Raw genomic sequence first — 21,912 nt, forward strand, 5'->3', positions numbered from 1 at the left:
CACACATTTTTTGAAAACGCCCTTTATGCTATATAGAAGCACCACGTTGTTGCAACATTTAAATTGGACAGAAATGATAGGCCTATTATCTGCGTATACAGTGAATGGAGCGCATTTTTAGATATGTATAGGCTTTGTCCTTTTTAAAGCCGACGTTATACGCAGTTTCAAAATGAAGGTTTACATTAAAGAAGCACTATCTTTAAAAAATATAATTTTAATCTCTTTTCAACAACTTTGTAGTACAATTTTATTTGCACTTTATACTTAGGTTTCACTATATTAACAGATGCACCAATTCTCTCCCTTATGAATTATTCGAAAAAAATCTTTTGCCAGCCTCTCCTTTGGGTAATTGCCCTATTTTTAATCTCATCAGGCTGTCAACCCAAAACAGAGGAACAAGCCACAGCCGAGAACCGTGAAACAGATACGGAATCTAAGCTTGAGCCATTGACCACAGAGAATGTCGTTGAGGTACTGACGTCCTATGAAAAAGAGCATGCTGACAGCCTGGTTCTCATCAGTACGCGCCACGGCGATATCAAACTGCGCCTATACTCTGAAACGCCACTGCACCGCGCCAACTTTGTGCGCCTCACCAAAGCAGGCTTTTATGACCAGGGTGAGTTCTACCGGGTCGTAAAGGGATTCGCCGTACAGGGCGGAGACTCTGATACCCGCACCATGAAAAACGGCGCATACAAAATTCCGCAGGAGTTTAACCCCAAGTACATCCACAAGCGCGGCGCTCTGGCCATGGCCCGCTATGGCGATGAGCGCAACCCGGAAAAAGAGTCCTCTTCGCATAACTTTTACATCGTACAGGGTGAGCCCAAAACAGTTCAGGAGCTGAGAGCCTTTGAGGCCAAACACAACATGAAGTACACTCCGCAGCAGATTAAGCTTTATACTACCATCGGAGGCGAGCCATCCTTGGACCAGGAGTACACGGTTTTTGGGGAAGTCATAGAAGGTATGGATGTTGTGGATAAGATTTCAGAAGAACAGGTTGATGGACAGAATTGGCCCCATACCATTGTGCCACACAAGATCAAGACGATTAATCAATAAGCACTACCCGACTCAAGGTATAAACAAAATGCCTCGACCTGCTTGGCCGGGGCATTTTGCTTTCTAATAGAATGTGTAGCTATACCTTACTGCACCTGGCGGTTCTTCACGTAGGTGTTCAGCCAAGTATCCATTTCCCACAGCATGTGCAGGATGGATTCACGGGCTGCATAGCCGTGGCTTTCGTGCGGCAGGAACACCAGTCGCGTCGTGGCACCATGGCCTTTGAGGGCGTTGTAGAAGCGCTCGCTCTGCACCGGGAAGGTACCGGAGTTGTTATCGGCCTCGCCATGGATCAGCAGGATCGGAGTCTTTACTTTATGAGCGGCAGAGAAAGGAGACATACGGTTGTATACCTCCGGGGCCTGCCAGTACGTGCGCTCCTCCTGCTGGAAACCAAACGGTGTGAGCGTACGGTTGTAGGCTCCGCTTCGGGCTATACCTGCGGCAAACAGATCCGAATGTGCCAGCAGGTTGCCGGTCATAAAGGCTCCGTATGAGTGTCCGCCCACGGCTATGCGCTTCGGATCAGCCACACCCATGCTCACCGTTTTGTCGATGGCGGCTTTGGCGCTGGCTACCAGTTGCTCTACATAGGTATCATTCGGCTGGGCTTCGCCCTCCCCTACAATCGGGAAGTCAGTGCGGTCGAGCACGGCGTAGCCCTGCGTTACCCAGAACAGCGGTGAACCGGAACTGATGCGGGTGAACTCATAAGGCGAGCTCTTTACCTGACCGGCTGCTGCTGCATTCTTAAACTCACGTGGATACGCCCACATCAGCATCGGAAGCGGGCCATCACCTTTCTTATAATCCTTTGGCAGGTATAGCACGGCTGTCAGCTTCACGCCATCGTTGCGCTCGTACTGCAGCATCTCTTTCTGAACGCCCTGCAGCTGCGGGTATGGGTGCGGGAATTTGGTCACCTGCGTCAGTTTTTTCTTGTTCAGGTCGCGCACAAAGTAGTTCGGCACTTCCTGCTCCGACTCGCGGCGGGTGATGATGCGCTTGCTGTTCAGGTCGATGATGTCCACCGGGCGCTCGTAAAAAGGCGCCTCAGAGCGGAACAGGATCTTGGCCTTCTTCGACTTCAGATTGAACTCGCTCAGGAACGGACGGTTGCCCTCCGGCGAGCCGCCCTCACTGATCATGTAGATGTTGTCACCTTTTTTGTCGGTCAACAGCACGCTGCGGCCAAACTGATTTTTGGTATACACGGGGCTGCCCGGGTCGCTGTAGCCGTCTTCGTAAGAACGCTCGATCAACACCGTGCCAGCCTGTGCAGGCTTAGATGGATTCACGCGCACCACACGCTCCGTGCGGGTCTTCCAAAGGCGCTCATTCACAAGTGCCAGGTCATTATTACCCCACTGCACGCCACGGTAGCGGAACTTGGTGCCGGCCAGTTTAGCAGGCTTTCCTGAAAACGGTGCATCGAGCATAAACACCACGTCGCGCTCAGCTACCTCTTTGCTGGCATCACCACCATCTTGAGCCTCTGCCCAGTATAGTGTGGCAGGTTTGTCAGGGCGCCAGCTATAGCTGCGAGGGCCTTTGGCTACGTTATCAAAACCAATCGGAATGTCTTCAGCTAATGGCAACTGGGCCAGTTGCTTCACCACCTTGCCATCGCGGCTCCATACCTCCACGTTGTATGGGAAATAATAGTGCGGCACCAGGTACGAGTAAGGCTTCTGGATTGTCTCCACAAGCAGGTACTGCCCGTCCGGTGACACATCAGCGCTCTTGATGATGCCGGCCGGGCCAACTGGCTGTTGCTTACCGTCCAGGCTTACCAGTTTGAGCTGGGTTTGCATGTAGTAGTCAAAGAGCTGCTCGTCGTACTTATTCTTAAGAAGATCCTGATAGGTGCGTGAAGGATTCGCCTTGCCGATGTTCTCCTGAATGTTCGGTCCGGTCGGCACGAGGTTGGCTTTCGGCATTTCGCCACGCTTCTCGTCCACAAACTTCACGAGCAGCGACTTGCTATCCGGCATCCAAGAAAACGGACGACCGCTGTACGCATCGTTCAATGTGGCTTCGGATAACTTCCGTGCCTGGCGGTCGGCTATACCTGCCACCCACAACTCGATGCCGTTAGCTTTGGTAATAGTGAAGGCGATCTGCTTTTCGTCAGGCGACCAGGTTACGTAAGAGATCTGAGCATTCTGCGGTATACCTGCCAGCTCAAATTCCTGTCCGCCATTCACCTGCTTTAGCTTGATGTTGTTAATGAAGGAGGCACGGCTTCCCCCATTCGTGGCAGGATTTATGCGGAGGCCAGCCAGACGGCTTTCCGGCTGGGCCAGCTCTTCTATGCTGGGGTAGCCTGCCCGCTCCAGCAGCAGCATCCAGTCGCCTTTGGAGTTAATGCTGACACCCGGTGTAGAAGGGGCGTCGATGATAGAGGCAATGGCCTCGGGAGGTCGTTGATAGCCGGTAGTGGCCTGGTTGCCGCCCTGCGCTACAACGACAGAGGCCGGTGTGCCCGCCAGTAGCAACAGGCTCAGCAGCGAAGCGGCGAGTCGCTTCGAGGTTCTCAGAGTCTTGATGTGCATGTTTCTTTTAAGGTTAAGATAGGTTAGATGTGGGGTTAGACAGTAAGTGATGGTGAAGGTTTAAACCTGTGTTACCAGCCCTGTAGAAAGTAGTTTCTTCTGCTGCTACGGTTACTTGCTTGAATAACATACAATATACCCGATATACTCTTAACTTTATAATATGCTGAAAACATTACTTCTCCTGATCGCCTGTTCCTTGCTGGCGATCTCTTCTCCCATAGCCCAGGCCCAGCAAAGCCACCTCTCTAAATTGGTCATAGCCAAGGGCAAGACCTATACAGTCAGCCCGGGAAACACCCTGCTGGTAGACACCCTGATCATGCAGGACAAGGCTACCATGAAGTTCGATCCTTCCCTGTATGGCGTGCTGGAAGCCAAAATAGCTTACATCGGCCAGAAGTGCGTGATCACCTCCAAAGGCTCGGACGGCAAAAAAGGCAACCGTGAGCAGGCAGGCAGCAGCGGAGAAAACGGGGGCGACCTGACCGTATCGATTCATTTTGCACAACTAGGCAATCTTATAATTGACACGAGCGGAGGCGATGGAGGAAAAGGGGCAGACGGCAAGCATGGCGCCGCCGGCATACAGGATCGTTACGAAACACGCACGGCTACAGACCCTGTAACCAAGAAAACCACTACTACTACCGTGTTGGTGCCGGGAAGGGCTGGCACTGCCGGTTCTGATGCCACAATGGGTGGCAGTGGAGGGCATGGAGGTAATATTACCCTACAGTACAGCACGGAAGGATTCATTCCTATCTTCAACAACGAAGCTGTTAAGAAAAACGGTATTCGAATACTGACAACAGGCGGCAGGCAGGGCCAGTCCGGGCAACCAGGAAAAGGCGGGTTCCAGCGTGCGGACGGGGGCATCAAATACGCTGAGATCATTCCCAGCAGCGAGGGGAAAATCATGCTGATAAACAGAGACAACCTATAATGCATGGATTAGCGTAGTAAAGCCTAGTCATGCACTTAACTTCATGCTCAGATCATCGACTCGCCCTATCACCTTTGCGGTGCCATTATTTCCTTCTCCTGTAGCTCAAATTCGTAAAGCGGGGAGCCTTATTCAGTGTCGGACGGCGGTAACTGATATGGATTAAATTGCTAAATTGCCCGTAAATCCAGCGTGACATATCGGAATCCACCTGTTGTGAACCGAAGGAAACAGCAGACGATTCCTGCACAGGAAACCACTTCTAAATGAAAGTACAAGAGCTCACATCTTCTACCGGCAAAACTTTTCTGACCATCCAATACGATGAGCAGAACAGGTGGGTCTACAACGACTGGAGTGGCTACGTTTCTCCTGAAAACGTGAAACAGGGCAGCCTCGCCGTATTGGAAGCTATTAAGCAGTATAGATCCTCTTGTGGACTGAATGATAACCGTAACCTGGTGGGGCGCTGGGACGATTCCTTGGAATGGATTGGGCAGGTATGGATACCCGCCGCCGCAGAAGCCGGATTGAAATTTTATGCGCACGTCGCAAATCAGGATGCTTTTGCAGCCGCCTCCTCTGCCGATATGTTGAACCGGGTACAGGGGCGTTTCGAGATGCGTATATTTGAGGATATAGATGAGGCACGCGATTGGCTCACTGCCTGTCAGCAAAGTTAAGACAAGTGTATACGGCTACACGTACATGAACTTATTCACAGATTTTCCCCTTTAAAAGAGAAGTAATTCAAACTTATACATGAGCAAAGAATTCGAGGTGCCTGACAAGGTGATATACGTGTGCACGGGCAGCAAATGCAAGAAAAAGGGCGGCAAGGATATTGGCAAGATGCTGCGCAACATGATCAAAGACATGGGCCTGAAAGGCAAAGTGGAAGTCGTGAAGACAGAGTGCACCGACCGTTGCGACTTCGCTCCCGTCATGAGTTTTCAGCCGGACAATGTGTGGCTGCACCATACCACTGAAGAGCAGGCCAAACAGGCTTTCAAGGATCATATCCTGAAGTCAGACGATCAGGTATAGACCATTGACAACCAATAAAAAAGCCTTTGGAGCGAATCCAAAGGCTTTTGCATTTTATAGCAGGATAGATTAATCCTCGTACGTGTCTTCGTACTTGATTTTCGGCACACGCTTGTCGATCTCGTACTGGCCGGTTCCCTCCTCGCCTATCACATCGAAAAGCTCGAGCGCACGACGGGCCACATATTCTTCCTCGATCTGCTCTTTCAGGAACCACTGCAGGAACGTGAATGTCACAAAATCCTTTGTCTTCATGCACTTGTCGGCCATGCGGTTGAATGACTGCGTCACGGCGATCTCCTGTTGCAGTGCCTGCTCAAACACGCCTCTGAAAGAATCGAACTCGATCTGAATGCCAGAGATGTCCGGGGAAATGGCACGGCCGCCCATATCAGACACGTACTTAAACAAACGCAGCATATGCTCACGCTCCTCGTCAGACTGCTTCTTGAAATAGCCTGCACTGAAATCGAAGCCGTTGCGGTCGCACCAGGCCGACATGGCTAGGTACATAGCCGAAGCCTCGCCCTCCATTTTGATCTGCTCGTTCAGAACTCTTTCTATTTCTTCGGTAAGCGAAGTTCTTAACCTTAGTAAATCCTTCATAAGTATTGGGGTGTTTTTCGTTCTAAATCCAAGGCATCCTCTATGCAGAGCATGCGTCCTTTATTCTTACCATTAAGGTAGGTATAATGTTCTGAAAATGGATAGCTGGAGCGAAATATGGAAAAAGTCTAAATAAAAAAAGCACAGCTTATGGGCTGTGCAGGCAGGTATAGCTGATGTTGTGGGGCTATGCTTCGATCGGGGTCAGACACTCGTGCAGCATGCGGTTCAGCTCCAGGCTGAACTTAGCGCCGGCCAACAGGTCACGCAGCGCGTATAGCTCGGTCAGCGACAAGATAAAGCAGCGGTCACAGCCACACACCGACACGATTTCGTAGTCAGAAGAGCGGGACGGGTTGGCAGCCATCTGCTGTAGATCAATGCTGGCAACGGCTTGCTTCAAACGCAGGAAAGTGTCTACCTTGAGCACGTTTAGCGTACCGGCGAAGTATAGCATCAGGCGGTTCTTGCGATCGCACTGGAATACGGCTCCGGATTCGTTTGCATAGATCTCGACCAATTCAGTTGCTGCTGTCGTCATCTCTCCGGGCTTTGCTATGGCTGCTATCATGGTGGTGGCGCTTGTATCTTAAATCGAATGACACAAAGGTAAGGCCTATTTAGAATCAGTCCAAATAAATTTAAATGATATTCATCACCCCCTTGTAAATTAGGTATAACATGACCCAGAAAATAGAAAAAATAAACCTGCCAGAGAAGTTTGCCCTTATACCTGACCACTGGAATCCGCGCATTGCCGGGGAGCTGAACGGGCAACAGGTAAAACTCGCGAAGTTCAAGGGAGCCTTTGACTGGCACCATCACGAGCACGAAGACGAACTTTTTCTGGTAGTACAAGGCAGTTTTGACATGGAATTCCGCGACAGGAAGATCACCGTATACCCTGGAGAGTTCCTGATCGTGCCCCGCGGCGTGGAGCACCGGCCGGTAGCGCACGAAGAAGCCGAAGTGCTGCTGTTCGAGCCCGCTTCTACAGTCAATACGGGCAACCTGACTGACAGCGAGCGCACCCGCACCAACCTGGAGCGGCTGTAGCGCCAGGTATAGCACTACTTTATTTTGGCCTTTTTCATCACGGTTTTGAGGTTGAGCCGCACCAGGTCGCCCATACCCCGGCATTTGAGAAACTCGTCTGACTTGTGGTGCTGGGCCAGCTCCTGCTTCAGCTGCGCTATTTTTTCGGGTGTGGAAATGGTGTCTTTGCGCATGCAGTCGATCAGGTCTTTGAGGCGGTAGCGGGCTGTGCGGAGGCGCCTGAAAATAAGCGTGCGTTCCTCGTTCTGGTACTGCTTCACCACATCCGGCTTCAGTAGTTTGAGTACCAGCTCCACGATCATATTATTATCTTTGAAAAACTGCGGCAGGTACATGCTCTTACGCCCCTCGTAGGACTGCTGGTCGAAGTCGATGGGCCGCACGCGGTACTGCTCGTCCTCAAAGTCGGGCGTAATATCCACCACGTAGTTATATGAGCGCATGTCGCCAAGCAGACGCACAAAGCAGCGCTCGTTAAACTTCACGAACTCCTTGGCAATGCGCACCTTGTTCGAGGCTGCCCGGTTGAGGTACTCCTTTATAAAGAGATCGCCTGGTATACCGGCAATGTGCTCTTCGATAAGCGTGTCGCCATCCACGAGGTAGTTGATGCGGTTAGGCGACAGAATGTACTCCAGCTCCAGCCCATAAATACGCGAAGCATCGGCCCGCTTCACATAGAAGTAGTCGTAGTTATCGTTGAGCTGGTTCATGATCTGCACCCGGAAGGGGTTGGAATTGCCAAAGGTGCAGTAGTCAACCCTGGAGACGTATAGGTGCTCCATCACCGACATATCGCCGTCGGTTTTGAGCAAGGCGTAAATCTGAGTCAGGCCAATGTTCAACTCCGCCTGCGCCTGCTGGTCAAACATGATCGTTTCCCAGAGGGTGTCATGCCCTTTTTTGTCATAATAAGGGAAAGCGTCGGTATAGTGGATCAGGTCTTCATAGTGCACCGGCAGTTTCGTCTCCCGGTCATACTCGTGCAGGTAGCTGCGCAGGCAAGCAGCGATCGGGTAAAACAGCTTCTTTTTAGAGATGGAGTTCAAGGGAGTTCAGGAGTTAGAGAGTTTGGGAGTTTGGGAGTTAATCATTGGGAGTTAACAGTACAGCCCCTGCCGTGCCTTTACGGGAAAGAAGGAAACTATGCTACGAGTTAAGGTATAGAAGTTTTACCTCATTCGCTATATCTGCCTGTATCGGGCCAATCATTAAAACGGAGCAAACACATTTCGCTTCTGTCAATCCAACTCCTTCCCTCTTAATTTCCTAAACTCTCTAACTCAAAAACTCCTCAACTCTCTAGCTTTCCAGCAGGTTGTTCTGTCCGAGCACTTGTAGCACATCGTTTTTGTAGAGGCGGCCGATCGGGATTTCGGTTTTGCCTACATCGACAGCGGTAGCCGAGAAGGCCTGTACTTTGTCGAGGGAGATGATGAAGCTGCGGTGAATGCGCAGAAACTTGTCGGTGGGCAGTTTCTCTTCCAGGAAGGAAATCTTCTGGTACGAAATGATCTCTTTCGTATCGGTCTTCACCCGGATGTAGTCTTTCAGGCTCTCGATGTAGAGAATATCGGCCAGCATCACCTTCACCATTTTCTTGTCGGCTTTCAGGTAGATGAAGGCATCCTTGTAATCCGGCTCAGCATGATTTATCGGTGCAGCCGAAGTAGCTATACCTTTGTTCTCGACCGGCGTCACCTTGGCCACGGCCTTCAGGAAACGGTCGAAGGAGATGGGCTTGAGAAGGTAGTCTACGGCGTTGAGCTCGTAGCTGTCAAGGGCGTAGTCGCGGTAGGCGGTGGTGAAGATGACCCGGGGCGGGTTGGGTATGGACTTAAGGAAATCTATACCTGTAAGCTTGGGCATTTGGATGTCGAGGAACATCAGGTCGATGTGCTCGTTTTGCAGGCAGTTGTAGGCCTCCACGGCGTTGTTGCAGCGGCACACCAGTTCCAGGTTGTCGAGGCGTTCCACAAAAGTCTCCAGCACATCCAGTGCCAGGGGCTCGTCGTCTACTATCAGGCAGCGTAGTTTCATGTTCTATTCAGGTATGGCACAAGGTATAGTCATTTAGGTATAGGAGTTACTCTTGGCAGATGTACTGTTTATACGTTAACCCACCCTTCCCTACCCAAGAGGGAAATTACACAGGAGTGGAATTGGGAATGATTGTCATCCCCCTACCCCTCTCAAGGGCAGGGCTGTTTCATTCTACCTCTTTTGTCATCCTGTAATGATCTTGTTAGCGTGTAGGATAAGCTTAACCTCCCTTCAACCAAGTTTCTTTACAGAATGACAGTGAGTTTAGAGCAAGTTTTCTTAGAATGAAACGACCCTGTCTCCGAAGGGGGACTTCTCTGCACGAGTATTCCCCTCCTCGGAGGGGCAGGGGTGGGTTAAAATTTCTAAAAATCTTAGTTCTCCCCCAAGTTTAGCTCCAGGCGCACGGCGTAGCTTTCGGGTTCGTCTTCCACTTCGAGGCTATACCTGTTTTCGTAGAGCAGCTCCAGACGTCGGCGCACATTTTTAAGACCGATGCCCGAGGCAAAGTCACGGTTGCTTTCGCTGGCCTTCTCGCCACATTTGCAATTCTCAACCAGCACCACCAAGGTATGGCCCTGCACCTTCACATCAATCCGTATCCAGGCGTTTTTAGTTTCAGTGCTCACGCCGTGCTTAAAGGCATTCTCCACAAAAGGCAGCATCATCATGGGCGCAATCTGCTTGCCGGCTATACCTCCCGACTCGGTATAGGCAATGTCCACACGGTCGCCGTAGCGGATGCGCTCCAGGGCAATGTAGTTCTGTATGTAGCTTAGCTCTTTTTCCAGCGGCACTTTGGCAGCAGCGGCATCATAGAGCATGTAGTCCATCAAACCCGACAGCTTGAGTACCACCTCCGGCGCATTCTCGGATTTACGGAGCGTGAGCGAGTATAGGCTGTTGAGGGTATTGAAAAGAAAGTGCGGATGGATCTGGCCTTTCAGAAACTTGAGTTCAGCCTCCAGCTTGTCCTTTGCCAGCGACTGCGTGGCCTGCTGGTCGCGGTACCAGTTCTTGAGCAGGTAAATGGCCGCTGACATCGACACCAGGTAGCCCAGGTTGACGATATTGCGCACAAAGCGGTAGAGTGTCAGATTGTCGTTGGTGCAGGTAGTGGGGCAGATGAGCGGATGGATGAGCAGCGGCATGAGCACAAACTGCATCAGGATGCCAATAGCGCCCATCATCAGGAGCAGGTATACGGCAAACTCCATGTAGCGCTGCTGCAACAGGTACTGCGGCATCAGGAAGTACATGTTGAAGTATACCAGCAGCATCTTGAAAGGCAGCTCGATGAGCTCGATCATGAAGGCATTGTAGTAATCGTCGATGTAGCTACCGTAGAGCAGGCCGAAAAAGCACACGTACACCGCCCAAAAGAGCAGGTGCAGCAGCAACCTGTTCTGGGTGATGTTACGCACATCCGGCAGACTCCAGCTCTTTACCTCCAGTTCACGTGCCGCGTTCAGTTTTACTTCCATCCTGCAAAGTTACATTTTCTGCGCATCAAGTCCCTAACCAACAGGTGCTTTTAGACGAGCGGCTATACCTGCCACCCGAAGTGCAGCCATGGTGCCGCGTACAGCCTGCAGGGTGCTATACCTGCTGTAAGGGCACGTAAAACGGTCGCTTGTCTAAAATTTAAAATCGTGAGTTTAGGAGTGCCTATACTTGCATCACTATCGGGGAAGACAGAGCCCCCTTGGTGCTGCATAGACATTTTTTCTGTAGGCTGTGATAAGGCCGTTGTCAGCATCGTAGTCTCCGGACTCTTGCCGACAGTGATTTGTTAGAGTGGTTAAAGGCGCTGCCCGCAAGGTGGTGCCTTTTTCTTTTTGGGGTTTGGCTGGTAGGGCGCAATAGCTGTACATTCGTAAATCACTATACCTGAAAATACGCTTGTCATGTTTAAGTACTTAAGCTCTTTCTTCATCTCGCTTTTCGCGGTGTGCATGATCGCGGCCATCGCTTACCTGCAGGGTTTTACTTCCTTTACATTTGCTTGGGTACTGAATTTTATGCTAATGATGGCCGTATCGTCTCCTATGCAAATGTTTAAGCCTGTCCTGAAAGCTAAATATTTTGATGTTAAGGTATGGGAAAACGACGGGAAGGTATACAAGTGGGTTGGTGTCCACGCTTTCCGGAAACTACTGGTGTGGGTTGGCTGGGAGAAGCTGCACAATGCGGTTAACCCGGTTAAAAAGGATCTTCAGGCATTAAGACAGCTGGAGTACAACACCCGGCAATCCGAGTTCGGTCACCTGGTCATCTTTTTCATCGTCCTGGCATTCACCGTCGGGGTAACCTTTCGCGAAGGTATAGCGCAGTCACTTTGGTTGATTTCTTTGAACGTGCTTCTGAACGTATACCCCATCCTGGTGCAGCGCTACAACCGCCCCCGGCTGCAAAGGGCGATTCAGGTATGGGAGAAGTTGCCGTTTAACCAACAAAAGACAATAAGATAGCCGACACATAGGCAACTTCAAGGCACTAGTCGCAACAAAACAACGACTTTAGCAACGCCTTGGCGAAGCGCGTTACAGGGTAATGAGTTATACTTTCCTCAACTCCTATACCTTACAACAACTCCTTCGCCGGATCCCAGAACAGCTTTTCGAACTCCACCACCTGGTCATTTTCTACTTTGATGCCTTCCTGCTGCAGCCGCTCCTGCATAGCGTTAGAAGCTTCGAAGTGCTGCTTGCCTGTGAGCATACCACCCGGTTAACTACCCGGTGCGCAGGTATAGCGGTAAAGGGCTGCGAAGCGATCAAAGCCCAGCCCACCATCCGGGCCGAGCCCTTCGAGCCCAGGTAGCTGGCAATGGCTCCATACGAGGTTACCCGCCCTTCGGGGATCAGCTTAACTACCTCATAAACATCCTCAAAAAAGTTTTTCTTGTTGTCGCTCATACCTTTGCGCAAATTCTTTTAACCGTTTTTAAACCTATGAAGCTGCCGTTTGTCTTACAATAGCGTCAGCTGGTAGAGTTCAGCTAGCCCATGCTTTTTACTACCATGATAAGCATGTAAATTTAGTCGTTTTTTGCTGTTGTCTATACATTAAATACAAACTGTAATTTTTACCTTTGAGGTTAGATCACCTTATTCGAAGTTTAAACTTAAATGAACAAAACTGTCAAAACCATCCTTCTCCTGGTAGTTGCCGCCGTTGTAGGTTACCTGCTATACAGCAAAGTATTCTCTGGCGATGAACAAGCAAAAGCTACCGGACCTACGGGCGGTCCAATGGCTCAGAAAGTAGCCGTGGACGTGTTTGTAGTCTCCCATACTGCTTTCCAGAACAAGATTACCTCCACCGGCTCCGTTATGCCTAACGAAGATGTGGAACTGCGCAGCGAAATATCCGGCCGCGTTACGGCCATTAACTTCAAAGAAGGCAGCCAGGTAAAGAAAGGACAGCTCCTGATGACAGTAAACGACGCGGACCTGCGTGCCCAGCTGGCCAAGCTGCAGTCTAACCAGAAGCTATACCGCGACATGGAAGAGCGTCAGCGCACGCTGCTCGAGAAAGAATACATCAGCCGCCAGGAGTACGACCAGGTAAGCAACCAGTTAGCTACTGCCACAGCTGACATACAAGCCCTGAGAGCCACCTTGGACAAGGCCTATGTGCGCGCGCCGTTTGATGGCGTGATCGGCCTGCGCCAGGTGAGCGAGGGCAGTTACGTAACGCCAACCTCGCCTGTTGCCCGCATTGTCGACATCACCCCCCTTAAAATCGATTTTTCTATACCCGGCCGCTATAGCCAGTCCGTAAAAGTAGGCGATAAGATCACCTTCACTTCCGAAGGCAGCGCTGAGCGATATGAAGCGACCATTTATGCCGTGCAGCCAAACATTGACCCCGCAACACGTACCCTGCAGTTGCGCGCCCTCTACGAAAACAGCAAACAGGAAATAAAGCCTGGCGCTTTTGTGAAGGTGGAGCTGAGCCTGGAGGATATGGATGAGGCCATCCTGATACCGACAGAGGCCATTATACCGGAAGCGACGGGTCACAAAATTTTCCTGGCCAAGAACGGGAAAGCCCAGCCGAAGATGGTAAAGATCGGCCAGCGCTCCGAAACCCTGATCCAGATCATTGAAGGAGTAGAGCCAGGTGACACTATCATCAGCTCAGGTATATTGCAGACACGCCCCGGTTCTGACTTGAACATCAGAAGAGTAGTAACATCTGAAGTAACACAATAACGCCTTTAGTGACGTTAGATTAAGTGAGAAGGGTAGGAATTATTGTTCATGCTCTTGGTCTGTTTAGCAAAAGACAATTATGGCAAGTTTATCAGATATAAGTATTAAGCGACCGGTGCTCGCCATCGTGATGAGTATCACGATCATGGTGTTCGGGTTTATTGGCATCACTTACCTGGGTGTGCGCGAATACCCAAGCGTGGACCCACCTATCGTAAACGTATCAACGAGTTATGCCGGTGCCAACGCCGAAACGATCGAGTCGGAGATCACAGAGCCGCTCGAGGAGTCTATCAACGGTATCGCCGGTATACGCACCCTTACCTCTTCGAGCAGCGAGGGTAACAGTAACATTACAGTAGAGTTCGACCTGGATGTGGACCTGGAAGCCGCCGCCAACGACGTGCGCGACCGCGTTTCCCGTGCGCAGCGTCGCCTTCCGGAAGATGCGGAGCCTCCGACGGTATCTAAAGCCGACGCAGATGCCAACCCGATCATCTTTTTGGGTATACGCAGCGAAACCCGCTCTCTGCTGGATCTCTCTGACATAGGCCAGAACGTTTTTAAGGAGCAATTGCAGACCATTCCAGGAGTAAGTGCCATCAACATCTGGGGTGACAAGCGCTACTCCATGCGCCTCTGGATGGACCCTGACAAGCTTTCGGCGCTGCAGGTAACCCCGTTGGAAGTGCGCGACGCGCTTGCCCGCCAGAATGTGGAACTGCCATCAGGTAGCATCGAGGGTGCTACCACCGAGCTTTCGGTGAGAACTATGGGCCGTATCTCCACGCCAGAGGAGTTTAACAACCTGGTAGTGCGCGAAGACGCCACCCGCCTGATCCGCTTTCGCGACATTGGCTATGCCCAGTTATCTCCTGAAAACGAAAAAACCGTTTTGCGCTACAATGGCGTACCGATGATTGGTGTCGTGATCGTTCCACAACCTGGTACCAACCAGGTCGAGATCGCAGACGAGTTTTACCGCCGTCTGGAGCACATCAAGAAAGATATACCAGAAGATTTAGAGCTGACCATCGGCTTTGATAACTCGCAGTACGTGAGGGCCTCCATCGCCGAGGTGAAGGAAACTATTTTCATCGCCTTTGGCCTGGTAGTGGTCATCATCTTCCTGTTCCTGCGCGACTGGCGCTCGACGCTTATACCGGTCGTCGCCATACCTGTTTCCCTGATCGGTGCCTTCTTTGTTATGTACCTGATGGACTTTTCCATTAACGTACTCACCTTGCTGGGCATCGTGCTGGCCATTGGTCTTGTGGTGGATGACGCCATTGTGATGCTGGAGAATATCTATGCCCGTATTGAGGACGGGCAGGAACCGATGAAAGCCGCCAAGAAGGGGGCCAAGGAAATCTACTTCGCCATTATTTCTACCACTATTGCTCTGGCCGCCGTGTTTATGCCGGTTGCCTTCCTCGAAGATACGACGGGTCGCCTCTTCCGGGAATTCGGTATTGTGGTGGCTGGTTCTGTGATCATATCCTCCTTCGTCTCACTTACGCTTACGCCGATGATGTCGTCGCGCATGCTGAAGCACCGTGATAGGCCAAACTGGTTCTACCGCAAAACAGAGCCCTTTTTTGCTTCCTTAACCAACGCCTACAGAAGCAGCCTGAATAGCTTCCTGGCATATCGTTGGGTGGCCTTCGTACTGGTTATCCTTTCTGCTGGCATTATCTGGTGGCAGTTCTCTACCATGCGCTCCGAGTTAACCCCGGATGAAGACAGAAGCGGCCTCCGTATTCAGACAACCGGCCCTGAGGGTGCTTCCTTCGAATTCATGGACAGGTATATGAACGAGCTTTCTGCGCTGGTGAATGATTCAGTGGAAGGGATTGGCAGTATGACCACCATGACGCGTAACTCTAACTCGGGTTTTATACGCCTTCGTCTGGTTGATCCAAGTGAGCGAAGCAAATCCCAGCAGCAGATTGTCGACGAACTCCCTGCTCTGCTTAACCAGGTGCCAGGCGCCCGCGCTTTCGCCGCTGGCGATAAAGGCCTGGGTGGCGGACGTGGTGCTGGTCAGCCAGTTTCTTATGTTGTGCAGGCCCAGAGTATGGCGAAGCTGCGCGAAATTATTCCTCCTTTCCTGGAGGCCGCCCGCCAAAACCAGGTGTTCAACTTTGTGGATGTCAACCTGAAGTTCAACAAGCCGGAACTGCGTGTAGAGATTGACCGTGAAAAGGCCTTGTCGATGGGCGTAAGTGTTCGTGACGTGGCTCAAACTATGCAGCTTGGCCTGAGCGGTCAGCGCTTCGGTTATTTTGTGCGCGGTGGCAAACAGTACCAGATTCTGGGACAGGTAGCGCGTGAGAACCGCAGTGAACCGCTCGACCTGCGCAGCCTGTACGTGAAAAATAACGCCGGTGAACTGATACAGCTCGACAACCTGATCGAGCTGAAAGAAGAAAGTTCTTCGCCTCAGATCTACCGCTTCAACCGTTTTGCTGCAGCCACTTTCAGTGCTACTCTTAATAAAGGCTATACCATTGGTGATGGTATAGAGGCCATGGACGTTATCGCGAAAGATGTACTGGACGAAACGTTCCAGACCTCCCTGACCGGTCAGTCAAGAGACTTCCAGGAGAGTTCGGGCAGTTTGATGTTTGCCTTCCTGTTGGCGCTTGGCCTGATATACCTTGCCCTGGCAGCCCAATTCGAAAGCTTCCGCGACCCGATTATCATCATGTTCACGGTTCCTTTGGCATTGGCTGGTGCTATGCTCAGCTTGTGGTACTTTGATCAGACACTCAACATCTTCAGCCAGATCGGTATGATTATGTTGGTGGGTCTGGTAACGAAGAACGGTATCCTGCTCGTGGAATTTGCCAACCAGAAAAAAGAACAGGGCCTGAGCAAGCTGGAGGCAGCCCGAGAAGCCGCTGTCTCTCGTTTCCGCCCTATCCTGATGACGAGTTTGTCCACCATCCTGGGTACCTTGCCGATTGCACTGGCCTGGGGTGCCGGCTCCGAGAGCCGTGTGTCGATGGGTATAGCGGTGGTAGGTGGACTTATTTTCGCTACTGGTCTTACCTTGTACATTATTCCTGCTATCTACTCGTTCTTCTCGTCTGCAGAGGCAAACCTTGCCCTGATGTCAGATAAAGACCAGGAAGAAGAACTGGAACGCAGAAGCGAGCGCAAGCAGGAAAGAGAACCCGCTCTGAGTAAATAATATCTGAAATCTAATCTCTGACGCTAAGATTTAAACCTTTGCATTCTAATATAATGTCCCCACTCAAAGTTGCAGCACTGTTCCTTCTGGGAGTAGTGCTGCTCTTCCCAAGCAAACTTGCCGCACAGGAACAGCTAACGCTGCAGGATGCCATCCGCATAGGACTTCAAAACAATTACGACATTCAGATCGCCGGCAGGCAGAAGGCCATTGCCGAGAACAACGTGACCCGTGGCAATGCTGGTTTCCTCCCGAACGTGGAGGCACGCGGAGGGCGTACCTTCAGTGAGAACAACTCCCGCCAGTCTTTCCAGACAGGTCCGGACCGTACGCGTAACGGTGCCAGTTCCAATAACATCAACGGAAGCATCAACCTGAACTGGACCATCTTTGATGGCATGGGCATGTTCATCAACTATGAACGCCTGAAGGCACTGGAAAAATCCGGCATCTTGTTTACCCGCGAAACCGTGCAGAATACGCTTGCCAACATTTTCGACAACTATTTTGAGGTGGTACGCCAGTCACAAAAGATGCAGGCCATTGAGGATGCCATTGCCATATCGCAGGCACGTGTGGATATAGCACAGGCACAGTACGAAGTGGGTGTAAGTGCTAAGGTGGAAATTTTACGCGCCCAGGTAGACTTTAACACCGACCGCTCGGAGCTACTGGTGCAACAGGAAGCGCTGCAGAATGCCAAGATCAACCTAAACCAGCTGCTCAGCCGTGACCCGAACATAGACTTTGTCGCGGTAGACTCTATTGTAGTAGACCCCAACCTGAACTACGGCAATGCGGATGCGGGTATGCTGGCCAACAATCCGCTTCTGGAGCGTCTTAAACTTAACCAACAGATTGCCAGCCTGGACATTAAGGCCATTCGTGCCAGCCGTTTCCCTGTGATCGGAGTGATAGGAGCCTACAACTTCAACCGCTCAGAAAACGAACCGCTAAACGAATTCTCGCCGTTATTTAACCAGAACCGCGGCTACAACTATGGCCTGAGTGTGAGCCTCCCTATTTTTAACGGACTCAACACAAATCGGTTGGCTCAGAACGCCCGCATCAACATGGAGTCCGCCAACCTGGAGTATCAGCGTCAGCAGAACCTGCTCGATGCCGCACTGGCCAGAGCGTACAGTCAGTACAGCAATCGCCTGCAGCTGCTGCAACTGGAAGAAACCAACCTGACTCTGGCACAGGAAAACGCCGCCATCGCCCTTGAACGCTACCGTCTGGGCCTTCTAACGGCTATTGAACTGCGGGAGGCGCAGCGTAACCAGCTTGTAGCCGAAAACCGCCTGATCGACATCCAATTCCAGGCAAAAGCCGCTGAAACTGAGCTCAAGCGTATTAGCAGCACACTACTGCAAGAGGGTGTAGAATAAGTATACCTTCAGGTATATATTGTGATTGTCTGATAAAAGTATAGCCTCGGCTATACTTTTATTCATTTATGGCTGTATCTTAGCACCATACCTATAGCCTTTACACCGTCTGCATGGAACGGGAACTCTTCCAGATACTTGCTATTTCACTGGGGCTGGGCCTGCTGGTCGGCCTGCAGCGGCAGCACGATAACGCACAGATTGCCGGCATCCGCACATTCCCGCTCATCACTCTTTTTGGCTCCCTCACCGCCCTGATGTCCCGTGAACTGGGCGGCTGGATCGTGGGGGCAGGCCTATTGGCTACTGCCGCCATAGTGGTGACCGCCAACCTGATGAAAAAAAAGGAGCCCATACCTGATGTTGGCCAGACAACGGAAGCAGCCCTTTTGCTCATGTTCGCCATAGGCGCCTACCTGGTGCTAGGCAGCACGACGGTGGCTGTGGCTTTGGGCGCTACCGTAGCCGTTCTTCTGCACCTCAAAGAAACCCTTCACCGCATGGTGTCACGCATCGGGCAGCAGGACCTGAGGGCCATTATGCAGTTTGTGGTCATCTCCTTCGTTATACTGCCCATACTGCCAGACGAAGCTTATGGCCCCTACCAGGTACTAAACCCGAACAACATCTGGCTGATGGTCGTGCTGATTGTAGGCATTGGGTTACTGGGCTATTTTGTGTATAAGATCTTTGGCAACAAGGCAGGCACTTTCCTGGGTGGCGTGCTGGGCGGACTGATCTCGAGCACTGCTACCACAGTGAGTTATGCCCGCCGCACAAAGGAGTCCAAAGGGAGCGGGCAGTTAGCCGCCATTGTGATTTTCATTGCCTCTACGGTAGCCTTTTTCAGAATTCTGGCCGAGATCCTGATCGTGGCACCGGGTGTTATGCCGCAAGTGGCCCCTCCCCTGCTGGTGGTGGTTGGCCTGATGGTCGTAACGGGCCTGATCGCCTACTTTGCCAACAAAGAGGAAAGCGACCACATGCCCGAACAGGAAAACCCGGCCCAACTGAAAGCGGCCCTGGTCTTCGGCGCTATTTACGGACTCGTGATCCTGGCAACAGCTGCGGCAAAAGACTACCTCGGCGATAGTGGCCTGTACATCGTCGCCATCGTCTCAGGCCTGACCGATGTCGACGCCATTACACTCTCTACTTCCCGCCTGATGAACATGGGCAATTTGTCGCCCGACAACGGTTGGCGCATTATTCTGGTGGCCGCACTTTCCAATGTTGCCTTCAAAGGTGCCCTGGTCGGCTTTTTAGGGAACAAAGGCTTGCTGGCCAAGATATCGCTGCTGTTTGGCATTGTGCTGCTGGGAGGTTTGCTGGTGCTGTGGTGGTGGCCGGAAAATTTTAAGTTGTTTTCATAGCTTTCACTTACACAAGCAGGCTAAGAAAGTCTTGCTTCCCGTTCAGGTACTCATAGTTGAAGCCTTCCGCGTCCATGCGCGCCTTGATAACTTCTACATCGTGCGGTTGCTTTACTTCTATACCTATAAAAACAGGTCCTTTTTCTTTGTTGTTCTTCTTAATATACTGGAAATGGATGATGTCATCCTGCGGATGCAGCACTTGATTCACAAACGTGCGTAATGTGCCCGGCTGTTGACTGAACGTGACCATGAAGTAGTGTTTGAGGCCCTGGTGCCTCATAGCCCTTTCCTTGATGTCCTCCATGCGCGTGATATCGTTGTTACTGCCGCTGATGACGCACACCACGTTCTTATCCACTAACTGGTCCGCATAGGATTTGAGGGCTGAAATGCTTAGTGTACCAGCAGGCTCCAGCACTACGCCATCTTCATTGTACATCTTCAGAATGTCTTCGCAGATCTGCCCTTCCGGCACCAGCACAATATCATCCAGTAGTTCTCTGCAGATGCCAAAGGTGAGTTCGCCTGGACATTTGACGGCAGCCCCATCTACAAAGCTGTCGATCGAATCAAGCGTCAGGCGCTGCTGTTCTTTCACTGACCTGTACATAGACGGGGCCCCGAGCGGCTGTACGCCAATCAGCTTGGTTTTCGGGCTCAGCTGCTTGAATACACTTGCAACACCCGAGGCCAGTCCGCCACCACCGATGGGCATGAACAGGTAGTCAATCTGACCAACCGCTTCCCGCAGGATTTCCATACCTACAGTCGCCTGGCCTTCCACAATCGCCAAATCGTCGAAGGGTGGAATAAATGTACTGCCCCGGCTATCGCAAAATTCTTTGGCAGCCTGAAAGGTATCATCATAAGTCGCACCCGTCAGGATAACTTCCACCTTGTCTTTGCCGAAAAGGCGCACTTTGTTCACCTTCTGAGCAGGTGTGGTGGCCGGCATAAAAATGTGCCCCCTGATGCCAAGCAGCTGGCATGCGTAAGCTACACCCTGCGCATGGTTGCCGGCACTGGAGCAAACGACTTCATTTCCGCGCTGCTCGGGTGGCAGGGTAGCCATTTTGTTGTAGGCACCCCTGATCTTGTAGGAGCGCACCACTTGCAGGTCTTCCCGCTTCAGGTAGATATTCGCACTATAGAGCTGCGACAGCCACAGGTTTTGCAAAAGGGGCGTTTTCGTGACGACGCCCCTTAGCCTTTGCGACGACTGTTCCACTTTTTCCAGCGAAACAAGGAAATCGGTATCGGTTTCTACTTTATTCATTTGAATTTATTTACTGACCGAGCGCAATTCTCTTACCCGCGCGCCTGTCTGCCACAACTCTGATTCCCGCAACTCCTGCAGCTCTGCTTCCAGTTCCTGACGATAGCCCGGCGTAGTGCCTCGCTGTATCGTCCGCTCCGCCTCAGCGCCGGAGGCCACACTATCATACAGTTCGTTCAGCACAGGAAGTGTAGCTTCTTTGAATCTCCCTTTCCAATCAAGAGCACCACGTTGCGCGGTTACTGAACAGTTGGAGAACATCCAGTCCATACCGTTTTCGCCTACCAGCGGCACCAGGCTCTGGGTAAGCTCCTCTACTGTTTCATTGAATGCCTCTGAAGGAGAGTGGCCGCGCTGGCGCAGCACCTGGTACTGGGCTTCGATGACACCAGCCAGCGCCCCCATCAATATACCGCGCTCGCCGGTCAGGTCGCTGTATACCTCTTTCTGGAAATCAGTTTCGAACAGGTAGCCGGAACCGATGCCAATCCCCATGGCGATGGCCTTTTCATAAGCTTTACCTGTTGCATTCTGGTACACGGCAAATGAAGAGTTGAGACCGCCCCCCTGCAGGTATAGCCTGCGCAGGCTGGTACCGCTACCCTTAGGGGCTGCCAGTATGACGTCAACATCAGCAGGCGGCACGATGCTGGTGTGGTTATGGAAGGTAATGCCGAAACCATGGGAAAAGTACAGAGATTTACCGGCAGTCAGTCTTTCTTTTAGAGTAGGCCATACAGCGATCTGCCCCGCGTCCGAGAGCAGGTTAGCGATGATCGTGCCACGCTCAGCTGCTTCTTCAATTGTAAACAGGGTTTCTCCTTCCACCCAGCCGTCGTTTAGAGCCTTTTGCCAGGAAGAGGAATTCTTACGTTGCCCCACGATTACGTTGAAGCCGTTGTCGCGGAGGTTAAGTGCCTGCCCCGGGCCCTGCACGCCATAGCCGATCACAGCGATTACCTCGTCTTGCAGTACCTCCCGCGCTTTTGCAAGTGGGAATTCTTCACGCGTTATTACAGTTTCGTCTACTCCTCCGAATTTGATAGTTGCCATAAGGTTTTTGGTTTAATGGGTTGGTTTAGATTTTCAGATATGTTTTAAAGAATTTATCTCTTGTCTGCGG

18 protein-coding genes and 1 pseudogene are annotated in these 21,912 nt (G+C 51.5%); 10 read left to right on the forward strand and 9 right to left on the reverse strand.

Annotation, left to right across the window (positions count from 1 at the left end):
- Positions 1-453 precede the first annotated feature (453 nt).
- Positions 454-1,074, forward strand: coding sequence for a peptidylprolyl isomerase (locus C8E01_RS04360; RefSeq protein WP_243409425.1), 621 nt, complete (start codon positions 454-456; stop codon positions 1,072-1,074).
- Positions 1,075-1,160: 86 nt separating this feature from the next.
- Here C8E01_RS04360 and C8E01_RS04365 read toward each other — a convergent pair whose 3' ends face one another.
- Complete coding sequence (locus C8E01_RS04365) at positions 1,161-3,632, reverse strand: S9 family peptidase (RefSeq protein WP_116542134.1); 2,472 nt, start codon at positions 3,630-3,632, stop codon at positions 1,161-1,163.
- A 163-nt stretch (positions 3,633-3,795) separates the two neighbouring features.
- Here C8E01_RS04365 and C8E01_RS04370 point away from each other — a divergent pair, with 163 nt between their 5' ends.
- The 3 genes from C8E01_RS04370 to C8E01_RS04380 all read left to right on the forward strand — a co-directional run bounded on the left by C8E01_RS04370 (position 3,796) and on the right by C8E01_RS04380 (position 5,625).
- The gene (locus tag C8E01_RS04370) at positions 3,796-4,578 is read left to right on the forward strand and encodes a hypothetical protein (RefSeq protein WP_116542135.1); all 783 of its coding nucleotides are present in this window, start codon (positions 3,796-3,798) and stop codon (positions 4,576-4,578) included.
- Between the two features lie 266 nt (positions 4,579-4,844).
- Positions 4,845-5,261 (forward strand): STAS/SEC14 domain-containing protein, encoded by a 417-nt coding sequence (locus C8E01_RS04375; RefSeq protein WP_116542136.1) that lies wholly within the window; start codon positions 4,845-4,847, stop codon positions 5,259-5,261.
- 79 nt (positions 5,262-5,340) lie between these two features.
- Positions 5,341-5,625, forward strand: coding sequence for a (2Fe-2S) ferredoxin domain-containing protein (locus C8E01_RS04380; protein ID WP_116542137.1), 285 nt, complete (start codon positions 5,341-5,343; stop codon positions 5,623-5,625).
- Between the two features lie 69 nt (positions 5,626-5,694).
- Here C8E01_RS04380 and C8E01_RS04385 read toward each other — a convergent pair whose 3' ends face one another.
- Both C8E01_RS04385 and C8E01_RS04390 read right to left on the reverse strand, forming a co-directional pair.
- Entirely contained in the window at positions 5,695-6,231 is a 537-nt protein-coding gene (locus C8E01_RS04385; protein WP_116542138.1) for a ferritin, read from the reverse strand.
- A 187-nt stretch (positions 6,232-6,418) separates the two neighbouring features.
- Positions 6,419-6,802: a hypothetical protein gene (locus C8E01_RS04390; RefSeq protein WP_116542139.1), complete on the reverse strand. Its 384-nt coding sequence runs from the start codon at positions 6,800-6,802 to the stop codon at positions 6,419-6,421.
- Positions 6,803-6,912: 110 nt separating this feature from the next.
- Between C8E01_RS04390 and C8E01_RS04395 the strand changes: the two genes are divergently transcribed.
- On the forward strand, positions 6,913-7,287 hold the full coding sequence (locus C8E01_RS04395; RefSeq protein ID WP_116542140.1) for a cupin domain-containing protein: 375 nt from the start codon (positions 6,913-6,915) through the stop codon (positions 7,285-7,287).
- Positions 7,288-7,301: 14 nt separating this feature from the next.
- Here C8E01_RS04395 and C8E01_RS04400 read toward each other — a convergent pair whose 3' ends face one another.
- The 3 genes from C8E01_RS04400 to C8E01_RS04410 all read right to left on the reverse strand — a co-directional run bounded on the left by C8E01_RS04400 (position 7,302) and on the right by C8E01_RS04410 (position 10,814).
- The gene (locus C8E01_RS04400; protein WP_116542141.1) at positions 7,302-8,336 is read right to left on the reverse strand and encodes a hypothetical protein; all 1,035 of its coding nucleotides are present in this window, start codon (positions 8,334-8,336) and stop codon (positions 7,302-7,304) included.
- A 253-nt stretch (positions 8,337-8,589) separates the two neighbouring features.
- Positions 8,590-9,327: a LytR/AlgR family response regulator transcription factor gene (locus C8E01_RS04405; protein ID WP_116542142.1), complete on the reverse strand. Its 738-nt coding sequence runs from the start codon at positions 9,325-9,327 to the stop codon at positions 8,590-8,592.
- Between the two features lie 377 nt (positions 9,328-9,704).
- Positions 9,705-10,814, reverse strand: coding sequence for a sensor histidine kinase (locus tag C8E01_RS04410; RefSeq protein ID WP_116542143.1), 1,110 nt, complete (start codon positions 10,812-10,814; stop codon positions 9,705-9,707).
- Between the two features lie 423 nt (positions 10,815-11,237).
- Here C8E01_RS04410 and C8E01_RS04415 point away from each other — a divergent pair, with 423 nt between their 5' ends.
- On the forward strand, positions 11,238-11,801 hold the full coding sequence (locus C8E01_RS04415) for a glycosyl-4,4'-diaponeurosporenoate acyltransferase CrtO family protein (protein WP_133242715.1): 564 nt from the start codon (positions 11,238-11,240) through the stop codon (positions 11,799-11,801).
- A gap of 112 nt (positions 11,802-11,913) precedes the next feature.
- Here the strand turns inward: C8E01_RS04415 and C8E01_RS04420 are convergent.
- Positions 11,914-12,248: pseudogene (locus tag C8E01_RS04420) on the reverse strand (MGMT family protein).
- A 213-nt stretch (positions 12,249-12,461) separates the two neighbouring features.
- Between C8E01_RS04420 and C8E01_RS04425 the strand changes: the two are divergent.
- The 4 genes from C8E01_RS04425 to C8E01_RS04440 all read left to right on the forward strand — a co-directional run bounded on the left by C8E01_RS04425 (position 12,462) and on the right by C8E01_RS04440 (position 19,510).
- The gene (locus C8E01_RS04425) at positions 12,462-13,550 is read left to right on the forward strand and encodes an efflux RND transporter periplasmic adaptor subunit (RefSeq protein ID WP_116542145.1); all 1,089 of its coding nucleotides are present in this window, start codon (positions 12,462-12,464) and stop codon (positions 13,548-13,550) included.
- A 79-nt stretch (positions 13,551-13,629) separates the two neighbouring features.
- A complete protein-coding gene (locus C8E01_RS04430) occupies positions 13,630-16,746 on the forward strand; it encodes an efflux RND transporter permease subunit (RefSeq protein ID WP_116542146.1) in 3,117 nt (1,038 codons plus the stop codon).
- Between the two features lie 53 nt (positions 16,747-16,799).
- Positions 16,800-18,137: a TolC family protein gene (locus C8E01_RS04435; RefSeq protein WP_116542147.1), complete on the forward strand. Its 1,338-nt coding sequence runs from the start codon at positions 16,800-16,802 to the stop codon at positions 18,135-18,137.
- Positions 18,138-18,250: 113 nt separating this feature from the next.
- Positions 18,251-19,510 carry an MgtC/SapB family protein gene (locus C8E01_RS04440; RefSeq protein WP_116542148.1) on the forward strand — a complete coding sequence of 420 codons (1,260 nt, stop codon included), beginning with the start codon at positions 18,251-18,253 and terminating at the stop codon, positions 19,508-19,510.
- A gap of 7 nt (positions 19,511-19,517) precedes the next feature.
- On the opposite strand, the gene ilvA is transcribed toward C8E01_RS04440, so the two are convergent.
- The gene (ilvA, locus tag C8E01_RS04445) at positions 19,518-20,789 is read right to left on the reverse strand and encodes a threonine ammonia-lyase IlvA (protein WP_116542149.1); all 1,272 of its coding nucleotides are present in this window, start codon (positions 20,787-20,789) and stop codon (positions 19,518-19,520) included.
- Between the two features lie 6 nt (positions 20,790-20,795).
- On the reverse strand, positions 20,796-21,842 hold the full coding sequence (gene ilvC / locus C8E01_RS04450; protein WP_116542150.1) for a ketol-acid reductoisomerase: 1,047 nt from the start codon (positions 21,840-21,842) through the stop codon (positions 20,796-20,798).
- Positions 21,843-21,912: the final 70 nt, after the last annotated feature.

Source organism: Pontibacter virosus, assembly GCF_003096355.1.
In the GTDB taxonomy this organism is placed as follows: Bacteria; Bacteroidota; Bacteroidia; order Cytophagales; family Hymenobacteraceae; genus Pontibacter; species Pontibacter virosus.